At 70.6% G+C, this 12,985-nt stretch carries 9 protein-coding genes; 5 read left to right on the forward strand and 4 right to left on the reverse strand.

The window, feature by feature from the left end; translation table 11 throughout:
• Positions 1–21: 21 nt before the first annotated feature.
• On the reverse strand, positions 22–1,281 hold the full coding sequence (locus tag ACI2L3_RS11075) for an MFS transporter (RefSeq protein WP_404752049.1): 1,260 nt from the start codon (positions 1,279–1,281) through the stop codon (positions 22–24).
• 353 nt (positions 1,282–1,634) lie between these two features.
• On the opposite strand from ACI2L3_RS11075, the gene pstS reads away from it, so the two are divergent.
• Complete coding sequence (pstS, locus tag ACI2L3_RS11080) at positions 1,635–2,786, forward strand: phosphate ABC transporter substrate-binding protein PstS (protein WP_404752050.1); 1,152 nt, start codon at positions 1,635–1,637, stop codon at positions 2,784–2,786.
• A 27-nt stretch (positions 2,787–2,813) separates the two neighbouring features.
• Here the strand turns inward: pstS and ACI2L3_RS11085 are convergent, their stop codons facing one another.
• The gene (locus ACI2L3_RS11085; protein ID WP_404752051.1) at positions 2,814–4,025 is read right to left on the reverse strand and encodes a cytochrome P450; all 1,212 of its coding nucleotides are present in this window, start codon (positions 4,023–4,025) and stop codon (positions 2,814–2,816) included.
• A 289-nt stretch (positions 4,026–4,314) separates the two neighbouring features.
• On the opposite strand from ACI2L3_RS11085, the gene ACI2L3_RS11090 reads away from it, so the two are divergent.
• The 3 genes from ACI2L3_RS11090 (at position 4,315) to ACI2L3_RS11100 (ending at position 7,834) form a co-directional block, all read left to right on the forward strand.
• A complete protein-coding gene (locus ACI2L3_RS11090; protein WP_404752052.1) occupies positions 4,315–4,587 on the forward strand; it encodes an SCO0607 family lipoprotein in 273 nt (90 codons plus the stop codon).
• A gap of 754 nt (positions 4,588–5,341) precedes the next feature.
• Positions 5,342–6,724, forward strand: coding sequence for a cellulase family glycosylhydrolase (locus ACI2L3_RS11095; RefSeq protein WP_404752053.1), 1,383 nt, complete (start codon positions 5,342–5,344; stop codon positions 6,722–6,724).
• Between the two features lie 90 nt (positions 6,725–6,814).
• A complete protein-coding gene (locus ACI2L3_RS11100) occupies positions 6,815–7,834 on the forward strand; it encodes a LacI family DNA-binding transcriptional regulator (RefSeq protein ID WP_404752054.1) in 1,020 nt (339 codons plus the stop codon).
• A 36-nt stretch (positions 7,835–7,870) separates the two neighbouring features.
• Here ACI2L3_RS11100 and ACI2L3_RS11105 read toward each other — a convergent pair whose 3' ends face one another.
• On the reverse strand, positions 7,871–8,911 hold the full coding sequence (locus ACI2L3_RS11105; protein WP_404752055.1) for a LacI family DNA-binding transcriptional regulator: 1,041 nt from the start codon (positions 8,909–8,911) through the stop codon (positions 7,871–7,873).
• Complete coding sequence (locus tag ACI2L3_RS11110) at positions 8,908–11,319, reverse strand: glycoside hydrolase family 2 protein (protein WP_404752056.1); 2,412 nt, start codon at positions 11,317–11,319, stop codon at positions 8,908–8,910. The genes ACI2L3_RS11105 and ACI2L3_RS11110 overlap by 4 nt, the downstream gene beginning before the upstream one ends.
• A 267-nt stretch (positions 11,320–11,586) precedes the next feature.
• Here ACI2L3_RS11110 and ACI2L3_RS11115 point away from each other — a divergent pair, with 267 nt between their 5' ends.
• Positions 11,587–12,906, forward strand: a complete 1,320-nt coding sequence (locus tag ACI2L3_RS11115; protein ID WP_404752057.1) for an ABC transporter substrate-binding protein — start codon at positions 11,587–11,589, stop codon at positions 12,904–12,906.
• Positions 12,907–12,985 lie beyond the last annotated feature (79 nt).

A 12,985-nucleotide genomic window follows, 5' to 3' on the forward strand; every position in this document is an offset into this window, starting at 1 on the left:
CGCCGGGCGCGGAGGTGGAGGTCACAGGGGTAGCGTCCGCCCGAGCCGTGCCAGTGGGGACAGCGCCATGCACAGCGGTGACAGCGCCAGGCCGACGGCCGCCACCAGAAGACCGGAGCGCAGCCCCAGCCCGTCGGCCAGGACCCCGCCGAGCAGCGAGCCGACCGGGGTCAGCCCCATGCCGACGAAGTTGACCGTCGCGACGACCCGGCCCTGGATCCTTACGGGCGTGACGGCCTGGCGCACGGCCATGAGCGTCACGTTGACCAGCTGGCTGCAGACGCCGAAGGCGAAGTTGATGCCCATGAGGAGAGAGACCGTGACGGCGGTCGGGCCGTGCAGCGCGGGTACGCAGAGCATCACGCCGTCGGCGAGCACGGCCGCGGCCACCAGCACCCGGCCGTGGCCGAACCGCCCGGGAAGCCGCGCGGCGAGCAGCGACCCGACGAGCGCGCCCGGCCCCGTCGCGGCGAGCGCGAGACCCACGGCGGCACCGGAGAGGTGCAGCCCGCGGGGCAGAAAGAGCAAGTACACGGTCATCAGGGCCGCGAACGAGAACTGGAACACGGCGGAGGCGATCCCCAGGGACCGCAACGCGGGTTGCCGGGCCACGAGTTGGAGCCCTTCGCGTATCTGCGGCCAGAGACGGCCGTTCCGTCGCTCCCGGGGCGGTGCCGGTAGCGCCTCCTTCCGGCGGATGCGCCGAATCGACACTGCGGACAGGACGAAGAAGAACGCGCCTGCCAGGGCGGCGACCGGCGCCGAGAGGAGCGACACCAGCGCACCCCCGAGCGCCGGCCCGCCGATCTGCGCGGCGGACCGGCTCCCCTCCAGCGCGCTGTTGCCCCGCGCCAGCTCGTCGCGCCCGACCAGCCGCACGAGACTCGCCTGATACGCCACGTCGAAGAACACGCCGAGCACACCGACGGCGAAGGCGGCGACGAACAGCACCGGAAGCCCCAGCACGCCCAGCGGATACGCGAGGGCGACACCGGCCAGCGCCAGCACGCGCCCGAGGTCGGCCACGACCATCACGTCACGGGCGCGCCGCCGGTCCACCCATGCGCCCGCGAACAGCGAGAACAACAGAATCGGCGCCTGCTCCACCGCACGCAGCGCACCCAGCCGGCCGGTGGAGGCGTCGAGTGTGAGCACGGCGACGAGCGGCAGAACGACCTGGCCGGCCTGCGCCCCGAACTGCGAGGCGGCCTGCCCCGCCCAGAGCAGACGGAAGTCACGGTCACGGAGAACGGTGCCGGAGGCACGCGAGGGAGACGGCACGACAACCCCTTGAAGGAGCCGAGAAAGCGGAGAAGGGCTCGCTGTGCCGCGGTGCGTACGGAAGGGCGTTCAGTACGGGCAGCACGCGATGACGGATCGAACGACCTGAAACGTCAGCGCGTGCTCGTGCGACCGGGCATCTCAACTCCTGGGAGGGGCGGGTGCGGTACCGAGGATACCTGGAGGCGGGGCGACGACCTCGCTTCACTCCGCGTCATGTTCCCCCTACCGATCGATCTCCGTACCGCAGTGCGTCGCTCGATGTTCGCCCCGGATTTACCCGCAGACGGCGCGGATCGGCGAACATCTGAGTCCGGTCGAGATCCATTTCGCGGTACCCCGAGGGGACAACGTTGCAACGCCCACGTCCAGGACGTACGTATCAAGGAGGGAGAGCGCGCACCGCGGTCTCCCTGACGGCTCTCCTGTCGCTGTCGCTGACGGGATGCGGTGTCCTCGGGGACGGGGGCGATGACGGGGACGGGTCATCCTCCGCCGGCCCCGCCGCCGTCGCGGGCATCGACTGCGCCGACGCGGGCAAGGTCCAGGGGACCGGTTCGAGCGCCCAGCAGAACGCGATGAAGTACTGGATCAAGCACTACCAAGCCGCCTGCCCGGGCGTGCGGATCGCGTACAACCCGATCGGATCCGGTGCGGGCGGCGCGCAGTTCCTGCGGGGCGCGACCGCGTTCGGCGGTTCCGACAGCGCGTTGAAGCCCGACGAGGTCGAGCGCTCGAAGGACGTCTGCCGGGGCGGGCGGGCCATCGACCTGCCCATGGTCGGCGGGCCCATCGCGATCGGCTACGACGTGCCCGGCGTGGACGACCTGGTGCTTGACGCCCCGACCCTGGCCAAGATCTTCGACCGGAAGATCACCACCTGGGACGATCCGGCGATCCAGCGCCTCAACCCCGGCGCCGAGCTGCCCGCCATGCCCGTCCGCCCCGTGCACAGGTCGGACGACTCGGGTACCACACAGAACTTCCAGGCGTACCTCGCGGGCGCGGCCCCGGAGGCCTGGGCCCACCCGGTGGGCAAGGCCTGGCAGGGCACGGGCGGCGCGTCCGCGAGCGGGTCCAGCGGCGTCGCCTCCGAAGTGACCTCCGGCTTCGGCGCGATCGGCTACTTCGAGCTGTCCTTCGCGCGGGCCCGCAAGATAAAGACCGTGAGCATCGACACGGGCGCGCCCGCCCCGGTCGAACCGACGCCCGCGACGGCCTCGGCCGGCATCGCGGCGGCCGCCCGGGTCGCGGGCCAGGGCAAGGACATGAAGCTGAAGTTCCGCTACGGCTCCTCCGCTCCCGGCGCGTACCCGATCGTCCAGGTCACCTACGAGATCGTCTGCGACAAGGGGAACCACAAGGAGACCCTGCCCGCACTCAAGTCCTTCCTGACCTACACCGCGAGCAAGGTGGGACAGAAGGACCTGTCCCGGCTGAACTACGCGCCGCTGCCGGAGTCGGTCGCAGGTCAGGTGCGTGACGTGGTGCGCACGCTCGCCTGAGCACGCCGCCGGGCGACGGGCGGCTGCCTACGCATCGCCCCAGGTGACGGGGAGTTCGTGGACTCCGAAGATGTTCATGCCCTCGCGCAGCGGTACGTCCTCGGGCGCGACCGCGAGGCGCAGGGTGGGGAAGCGGGTGACGAGGGCCGGGAAGGCCACCCGCATCTCGACGCGGGCCAGCTGCTGGCCCAGGCACTGGTGGACGCCGTGGCCGAAGCCCAGCTGTCCGGTCGCCCTGCGGCGCAGGTCGAGCACGTCGGGGTCGGGGAACTTCGCCGGGTCGCGGTTGGCGGCCTCCATCGACACGGCGACGGATTCTCCCTTCCTGATCAGCTCGCCCTCCACCTCGACGTCCTCCAACGCGGCACGCACCGCGGTCTGTGCGATGGTCGCGTACCGCATCAGCTCCTCGACGGCCCGGTCGGCGAGTCCGGGCTCGGCCCGCAAGGCGGTGAGCTGGTCCGGATGGGTCAGGAGGGCGAAGGTGCCGAACGCGATCATGTTGGCGGTGGTGTCGAGCCCCGCGCCCAGCAGGAAGCCGCCGATGCCGGTGAGTTCGTCGTCGGTGAGGTCGCTGTGGGTCAGATCGCTGAGCAGGTCGTCGGTGGGGGCGGCGCGCTTCCGCAGGACGAGCTCCCGCATGTACTCCTCGATCGCGGTCATGGCCGCGTAGCGCTCTTCCTCGGTGGAGTTCAGCGTCATGGCCGTCTCGGTGTGCCGTTGGAACAGGTCCTGGTCGGCGTAGGGCACTCCGAGCAGCTCGCAGATCATGAGGGCAGGGATGGGCCGCGCGTACGCCCGCATCAGGTCGAGGACGGGGCCCTGCCGCTCCATGGCGTCGAGGTGGTCCGCGGTGATCCGCTCGACCCGTTCGGTGAGCAGCCGCATGCGGCGCACGGTGAACTTGCCGACGAGCAGCCGCCGGTAACGCGTGTGCTCGGGTGCGTCGATGCCCGTGAGGTCTCCCGTCGGGGCGGGCGGCAGCTCGCCGGTGAACCCGGTGGGTATCGGCATGTGCAGCAGTTCGTAGCGCGAGCTGAAGCGCGGGTCGCTCAGGACCGCACGGGCGGCGGAATGACCGGTGGCCAGCCAGCCCATGTGCCCGTCCGGATACCGCATCCGCGCGAGCGGCCGCTCGTCGCGCAGCCGTGTCAGTTCGGCGGGCGGGTCGAAGGGGCAGCCCTCGGAGCGGGATTCCGGGAAGCTGCTGACGGGATCGGTCGACAAGTCGTTCTGCACGGGCGTTCCTTCCGGCGCGGAAAGCTGGATGACGCCATAGTGGCACGCGGAGTGACACACGTGCGACGCCGTAATGAGCCAAGCTGGCTCACGGTGGCGTCCCGGTCGAGTAGGTCGGCCTGGCCTGTCTGAGTACTCGTACTCATGAACGACTCTCGCGGTTCGCGCAAGCTGGTCGTACCAGCCGAAGGGACCCCCAGGGGTCGACGAGAGGGAGTCAACAGTGGGCAGCGGCATTCGAGTTCGTCAGGCGTCACGAGCGAGGGGCGGCCGCTCGGCGCGGTCCCTCGTGGGGCTCGCGCTGGCGGGCGCGACGGCCGCCGCGGTGCTGACCGGCTGCTCCACGGAGGACGCGATCTGCGGCGGCGGAGAGTACCCGGTCCTGCGCGTGGGCAGTAGCGGATCCGCGTGCCAGCCCGACGGGGAGGAGCCGCCGAAGGGCTACGCCCGCTACCCGGAGGGCAAGGTTCCCGAGCACGTCGGGGACAAGTGGGACAAGTACTGGAGCGACCGCACGCTCGACAAGAACGGGAAGATCATCAAGCTGAAGGACGGGCAGTGACCGTATAGCGGCAGCGGGGGAGGGCGAAGCGCCCCGGTGAGGGGCGAGGCCCGCCGCTGAGTCGACGGGGTCGGAATGCCGAATTCGGAATGCGATGCGGCAGCCGGGTGTGAGCGTCTCCTCAGCGGGCACTCGACTGTTGGGCCCCGCCGTGTCTCCCCCGTCGCGGCGGGGCTCACTTCGCGCGAGCCGTGAGCCGCGGGCTGCGGGCCCGCGCTCAGTCCGGTAGCTCGATGCGCAGGGGGCCGCAGCCGACGCGGTCGGCCTCCGCGGCCACGTTCGGAACGTCTCGCCCTGGTCGAGCTCGTCGGCCGGGCGCACCCGCAGCTCCTGGCCGGCGCACTGGAAGCGGGCGGCCTTGCCCTCGACGGTGATGCCGGGGACGTCGAGGCCCTTCAGCCCCGGCGCCCCTTGGTCGCCAGGGGCCCGGACCCCTGCGCCGGACTCTCCCTCGTCACGTCCCCGCCTCATTCCTCATCGCTGGCGCAGGAGTTGATCGTATCCAGAGGCGAGCCGCCATACGTGGCGGCCCCATGGCGCCCCGACAACATCGAACTTAACCGGTTCCGTACGAACCATTGTGCTCGGTTTCCGGGGCCTCTAGTGTCGTGGCCGTCGCCGGGCGGAAGCGTCGGGCCGGACCGTCGGGAGTGCGTTTGCGCAGGCGGGACGGTGTGCTGGCGGCCGCCCGCCCGGCCGCCCCGCGTCGGCAATGAGCCGCGCCCCCACACCCCCACCGGACCAGGAGCACCAGATGAGACGAACCCCGGCCGCCGTCGCGGCGGGCGCCCTGCTCGCCGCCTGTGCCTCACTCCTCACTCCCGCCTCGGCCGCTCAAGCCGCTCAGGGTGTTCAAGACGCCCGCGTTGTCCAGGCGGCGCCCGCCGCGACCGCCGGATTCCACGTTCAGGACGGGCGGCTCCTCGATGCCAACGGGAAGGATTTCGTGCTGAGGGGCGTCAATCACGCCCACGCCTGGTATCCGGGCAGGACCGACCAGGCGCTGAAGGACATCAAGGCCAAGGGCGCCAACTCCGTTCGGGTCGTGCTGAGTACGGGCGATCAGTGGACCAAGAACGACACCGCCGACGTCGCCCACGTGGTGGACGAGTGCAAGAAGAACCGGCTCGTCTGTGTCCTGGAGGCGCATGACACCACCGGTTACGGCGAAGCGGGCGCCGCGGTCGGCCTGGACAAGGCCGTCGACTACTGGCTCAGCGTCAAGGGTGCCCTCGTCGGGCAGGAGAAGTACGTCCTTGTCAATATTGGTAACGAGCCCTACGGCAATACCAATTACGCGGCCTGGACCGGCGACACCAAGAACGCCATCGGACGCCTGCGCGACGGCGGACTCGACCACACCCTGATGGTCGACGCCCCCAACTGGGGCCAGGACTGGTCCTTCACCATGCGGGACAACGCCGCCGGTGTCTTCGCCGCCGATCCGGACAAGAACACCGTCTTCGACATCCACATGTACGGCGTATACGACACCCCGGCCGAGGTCAGCGACTACCTCAACCGCTTCACCAAGGCCAAACTCCCCATCGTCGTCGGCGAGTTCGGTGACATGCACTCCGACGGCAACCCCGACGAGGGTGCCATCATGGCCACCGCACAGGCCCAGGGCATCGGATATCTCGGCTGGTCCTGGAGCGGCAACGGCGGCGGTGTCGAGTACCTGGACCTGGTCCGTGGCTTCGACCCGAACCAGCTCTCCGACTGGGGCAAGCGCCTGTTCGACGGCGCCAACGGCATCAAGGCCACCGCCAAGGAAGCCAGCGTCTTCGCGAACCCGGGGGACGGCGGCGGGAGTGACGGAGCCTGCACCGTCACCTACCGCCTCAGTGACTGGGGTGACTCCTTCAACGCCGACATCACCGTCCGCAACGCGACCCGGCAGGCGGTCGACGGCTGGACCCTGGACTTCGCCTTCCCCGGACAGCAGAAGATCAGGTCGGTGTGGAACGCCAGGGCGACCCAGGACGGCGCCCGCGTCCATGTCACGCCCGAGTCCTGGACGAGGACCATCCCCGCCGACGGGTCGGTGAGCTTCGGCCTCAACGGTTCCTCCACCGGCAGCAACGCCGCACCGAGCGCCTTCAGCCTCAACGGCAAGGCCTGCACCACCGCCTGAACCCCGGTTCTCCGACCGGATGAGTGCACTTCGGCGGGCGGCCGGTAAGGTCGGCCGCTGAAGTGCGGAACCGGTACAGCAGGAGGGCGCATGAAACGGCCGACTATCGCGGACATCGCGCGCAGCGCGGGCGTCTCGAAGGTCGCGGTGTCCTACGCCCTCAACGACCAGCCCGGCGTGTCCGAGCAGACCCGGGCCAAGATCAAGGCCATCGCGCGGGACGTGGGCTGGCGGCCCAGCAACGCCGCGCGCGCCCTCAACGGCGCGAAGGCCCGCGCCGTGGGCCTTGCCGTGTGCCGGCCCGCCCGCACGCTCAGCGTCGAGCCGTTCTTCATGGAGCTGATCAGCGGCATCGAGTCCGAGCTTGCGCCGCGGTCCATCGCCCTCATGCTGCAGACCGTCACCAGCCACGACGACGAGATCGAGCTGTACCGCCGCTGGTGGGGCGAGGGCAGGGTGGACGGCGCGCTCCTCGTCGACCTGCACGACGACGACATCCGTGTACCGGCCTTCGCGGCCATGGACCTGCCCGTGGTGGCCCTCGGCCCGCCCGAGGCGGCCGGCGCGGTGCCCGCCGTCTGGTCCGACGACGGCGCGAGCATCCACGAGACCGTCGCTTATCTGGCGGCGCTCGGGCACCGCAACATCGCGCGCGTCGCCGGTCTGCCGAAACTCGCGCACACCACGGTGCGCGACGCCGCCTTCGAGGCGGGCTGCCGCGCCGCCGGACTGCCCGCGCCCGTCGTGGTGCACACCGACTACTCGGGCGACGAGGGAGCACGGGCCACCCGCAGCCTCCTCATCGCCGCGGAACGCCCGTCGGCGATCGTCTACGACAACGACATCATGGCCGTCGCCGGCCTGTCGGTCGCCCAGGAACTGAACCTGGAAGTGCCGCGCGACCTCTCCCTCGTCGCCTGGGACGATTCACCCTTCACCCAGGTCGTACGGCCCCAACTCACCGCCCTGACACGAGACATCGCGGAGTACGGGGCCTGCGCCGCGCGCACCCTGCTGGCCGCTGTCGACGCCGAACCCGTCGAGAACAGCCAGGTGACGGCCGCCCGGCTGGTGCCCCGCGCGAGCACCAGCCCGCCGCGGCGCACATAGACACCTCCCTCCGGTCGCCCGCGACACGGATACGGCTCAGCCCCTCCGAGCCGCGCGCGGCGCCGCCGTGGACGCGCGTGGCGTCAGCGAAGGCGTCGAGACCGGGTGCGGGGACACCGCGCGGCCGGCGATGACGGCGAACAGCTCGCGGGTGACCTCCGCCCCGAAGCCGTACACGTCGTGGCTCATCGCCGACAGGGTCGGATGCGTGAGCCGGCACAGCTGGGAGTCGTCCCAGGCGAGCAGCGACAGCTCCTCCGGCACGGGGACGCCCATCTCGGCGGCGACGCCGAGACCGGCCACGGCCATCAGGTCGTTGTCGTAGACGATGGCGGTCGGACGGTCGGGGCGCAGCAGCAGCGAGCGCGTGGCGCGCGCCCCCTCCTCGCCGGCGAACCCCGTCGCCACCTGCGGACTCGGCTCCAGGCGCAACTCACGCAGGGTGGCCTGGAACGCCTGCTCCCGGATGGCGCTGTGCCCCAGGCCCGCGGGCCCGCCGACGCGGGCGATGCGCCGGTGGCCCAGGGCGGCGAGGTAGCGTACGGCCTCGGCCACCGCGGTGGCGTCGTCGGTCCACACCGAGGGGATCCCGCCGGTCAGGTCCGGATGGCCGACCGCGACGGCGGGCAGACCGAGCCGCTTGAGCGGTTCGATGCGCGGGTCGTCCTGGTGGAAGTCGACCAGGATGGAGCCGCCGATCTGCCGCTCCCGCCACCAGGTCTCCTGGAGGGCGACCTCCTCCTCCAGGCTGCTGACCAGGCGGAGCAGCAGGGAGCAGGAGTGTTCGGCCAGCACGCTCTCGATGCCGGAGATGAACTCCATGTAGAACGGTTCGAGGCCGAGGAGCCGGGCAGGCCTGCACAGGGCGAGTCCGATGGTGTCGGTTCGCCGGGTGGACAGGTTCCGGGCGGAGGAGTCGGGGGCCCAGCCCAGCTCCCGGGCGACGGCGAAGATGCGTTCGCGGGTCGGCTCCGAGAGCCCGGGTTTGTGGTTGAACGCGATCGACACCGCGCCCTTGGAAACGCCGGCGGCTGCCGCGACGTCCTTGATGGTGACGCGCCGCGAGGGAGCGCTCACGCCGGTTCCACGCAGAACAGGGCGGCCCGGACGGTGTTGGCCCCGGCGCCTCCCGCGCCGTGCACGCGGATCGTGGTCCGCTCACCCGGAAGCAGTGTGGTCAGGCCGCGGTCGGCCGAGGCGTCGGGGGCGATGCGGTCGGCCTGGAGCAGCAGGTCGCGCACGAGGGTCCGCGCGGTCACGGTGACGTCGACCGTGTCGCGGTCGCCGCCCACGGTCTGGACGGTGATCTCGTAGCGCGGCTCCGGGTAGTCGAACTCCTGGTCCCGTACGGGCAGATGGACGGCGCGGAGCTCGTCGGCGTCGGCGACCAGGTACTCCTTGGCGGAGCCCGTGGCGGGGACGGCCTCCGGCGGGACGGGAAGCCGCAGCACCTCGCGGGGCGGGGCGGTCAGCCCGAGCGGGACGCGTGCGGCGAGGGTGCCGTCGGTGCGCATCAGACGCAGCGTGACGGTGGTCGTCCACGGTTCGGCGCCCTGGTTGGCGAGGACGAGCTCGGGCCCTTCGGCGCCCGGCTGGAGGGTGAGGAGGCGGTCGGCGTAGACGCGGCGCAGCTCGTGGTGGAGCGGCTTGAGCCGGCCGTCGCCGTCGACGGCGGACCAGGAGCTGACCGGCCAGCAGTCGTTGAGCTGCCACACGATGGTGCCGGCGCAGCGCGGCCAGTTGGCCCGCCAGTGTTCGATCCCGGTGGCGACGGCGCGGGCCTGGACGACCTGGGTGAGGTAGTGCCAGCGGTCGAAGTCGCCCTCGGGCAGGGCGAAGTGGCGTGCGACGCCGCGGTTCAGCTTGCCGTTGCCGTCCTCGGCCTTCTGGTGGTGCAGCATGCCGGGGGAGTCCGGCGCGAGCTCCTCGCCCGGCAGGGCGCGGCGCAGGGTGGCCATCGCCGGGGGCGCCTGCCAGCCGAACTCGGAGACGAACCGCGGCACGTTCGCGCGGTACTCCGTGTAGTCCTGCCGGTTCCACACCTCCCACGAGTGGTACGTGCCGTGGTCGGGGTCGTTCGGGTGGTGGTCCCACGATCCCGACCACGGGCTGCCCGCGGTGTAGGGGCGCGTGGGGTCCAGCTCGGCGACGACACGCGGCAGAAGCCCGAGGTAGTACCCCTCGCCCCAGGAGTCGCCCGCGAGCTTGTCCTCCCACTCCCAATCGCGGAAGCCCCACAGGTTCTCGTTGTTGCCGTTCCACACCACGAGGCTGGGGTGCGGCATGAGGCGTACGACGTTCTCGCGCGCCTCGGCCTCGATCTCGCCGCGCAGCGGCTGTTCCTCGGGATAGGCGGAGCAGGCGAACAGGAAGTCCTGCCAGACCATCAGGCCGAGCTCGTCGCAGGCGTCGTAGAACGCTTCGTCCTCGTAGATGCCGCCGCCCCAGATGCGGATGAGGTCGATGTTGGCGTCGGCGGCCTGGGTGAGGCGGGTGCGGTAGCGCTCGGGGGTGATCCTGGAGGGCAGTACGTCGTCGGGGATCCAGTTCACGCCGCGCACGAAGACGCGCTCGCCGTTGACGACGAAGGTGAAGCCGGTGCCGTGTTCATCGGCGGAGTGGTCCAGCTCCACGGTGCGGAAGCCGGCCCGGCGGTGCCACGAGTCGAGTGCCGAGCCGTCCGAGAGAAGCGTCAAGTCGACGTCGTACAGCGGTTGTTCGCCGTACCCGCGCGGCCACCAGAGTCGTACGTCCGGCACGTCGAGCACCAGGGTGACGGCGTCGCCCCGGACATCGGCACGGGCCTCGGTCCCCGCCACGGTGGCGTGTGCGACGAGCGGCCGGTCCGTGCCGCGCGCGGTGCGCTCCAGGTCGATCCGCAGCTCCACGCGCCCCGCCCCGCCGTCGACGGTCACCAACGGCCGGACCCGGGCGATGCGCGCCGTCGACCAGTGCTCGAGCCGCACCGGTCGCCACATGCCGGCCGTCACCACGGTCGGCCCCCAGTCCCAGCCGAAGGATGACGCCATCTTGCGGATGTACTGGAACGGCTCCGGATAGACGTTGGGGCGCTCGCCGACCGCTTCCCGGACGGCCGCCGCCTCGTCGTAGGCGGACGCGAACTCCACGCGCAGCTCGCCGTCGAGGCCTGTCACGTCGAACCGGTAGGAGCGGTGCATGTTGCGGGTGCTGCCCAGCTCCCGGCCGCCCAGGGTGACGCGTGCGGCGGTGTCGAGGCCCTCGAAGACCAGGTCGGTCCGTTCGTGTTCACCGGCGAGCGCCCCGGCGGTGCCGAACGGGTGGGTGTACGTCCAGGACCGCCGCCCCGCCCACGCGATGTCGTTCTCGTTCGTGCCGAGGAAGGGGTCGGGAATCACGCTCGCGGCGAGCAGGTCGGTGTGGACGCAGCCGGGGACACGGGCGGCGAGACGCGCCCCGTCATGGCTGAGACTCCAGCCTTCCGTCAGCTGGGTGACGTCCTTCATTTGTGGCTCCAATCGGACAGGCACAGGCCCTGCTCGGATGCGATGCCGGTCAACTTAACTCGCCGTGGTTAACCGGTCCAGTGGTCATCGGCGATCGAGGGCGTATACATCCGGGCAGGTGGAGCGGGAGCCGACAACTACGGGCGCGGCAACGGGTAACGATCGGGTATCGCGCTGGAAATCAGTGCTTTACCGGTTCACGGATCGCTGACATAGTGCCGTCAGCCGCTGGGGCCTGAGCCGTAACCCTTGAAAGGAGTTGGGCACATGAGGAGGAAGTCGCTGAACGCCGCGCTGCTCGCCACCGCGATGCTGACCGTCGCGGGGTGCAGCGGGGGAGGGGCGCCGTCCACCGAGACGGCCACTGCCCCCTCGGACGCGGACAAGGTGTCGGGCACCGTCACGATGCTCACCCACCGCACCGACCTCGTGCAGGACGGCACGATGAAAAAGTACGCCGCCGAATTCAACAAGATCTACCCCAAGGTGAAGGTCAAGTTCGAGGGCATCACCGACTACGAGGGCGAGATCAAGATCCGGATGAACACGGAGAACTACGGTGACGTCCTCTCCATCCCGGCCGTGATCGCCAAGGGTGACTACCCCAAGTTCTTCGCACCGCTGGGCGAGACCCGGACGATGGAGCGGAAGTACCGCTTCACCGGCAAGACCGACGTCGGCGGCAAGACCTACGGCATCGCCAACTTCGGCACCGCGAACGGCCTCGTCTACAACAAGGCCCTGTGGAAGAAGGCCGGCATCACCGACTGGCCCACCACCCCGGCCCAGTTCCTCGTCGACCTGGCGAAGGTCAAGGACAAGACGGGCGCCACGCCCTACTACACCAACTTCAAGGACGGCTGGCCGCTGACCAGCCCCTGGACCAACAGCATCGGCTCGGCGAGCTGCGACGCCAAGGCCTCCGACGAGCTGGCCACCGCCGACAAACCCTGGGCCGAGGGCAGCGACCTCAACGTGATCGACACACTGCTGCACGACATCGTCCACGACAAGCTCTCCGAGAAGGACCCCACCACCACCAACTGGGAGAGCTCCAAGGCGCAGCTGGCCAAGGGCGAGATCGGCAGCATGATGCTCGGCTCCTGGGCCATCAATCAGATGCGCGACGCCGCGGAGAAGGCGGGGGAGAACCCGGACGACATCGGCTTCATGCCCTTCCCCGTCCAGAAGGCCGGCCAGTTCTGCGCCACGCTGCTCTCCGACTACCAGCTGGCGATCAACGCGCACTCCAAGAGCAAGGGCGCCGCACGCGCCTGGCTCGACTGGTTCACCGAGAAGTCCGGCTTCGCCGCGAAGGAGGGCGGTGTCTCCGCCCTGAAGGCCAACAAGCTGCCCGACGTTCTCAAGCCCTACCTGGACAACGATGTCAAGCTGGTCGAGCGGTCCGAGGCCAAGACCGAGGACGTCAACACGATCGACAACGCCTCCGAGATCGGCCTCGCCAAGCCGGACTACCGGCAGAAGCTGATCGACATGGCCCGCGGCGCCCGGGACGGCGATCTGCGGAGCTACTTCGACGACCTGAACAAGCGCTGGGCCGACGCGGCCGCGGCCGCCGGTTCCTGACCGGGCACGCACGGGACCCCGCGCCCTCCACGGCGCCGGGTCCCACGCCCGCCCGACCCGTCGCGGAACACGAAAGGCC

Source organism: Streptomyces sp. NPDC029674 (genome assembly GCF_044903205.1).
Lineage (GTDB): Bacteria > Actinomycetota > Actinomycetes > Streptomycetales > Streptomycetaceae > Streptomyces.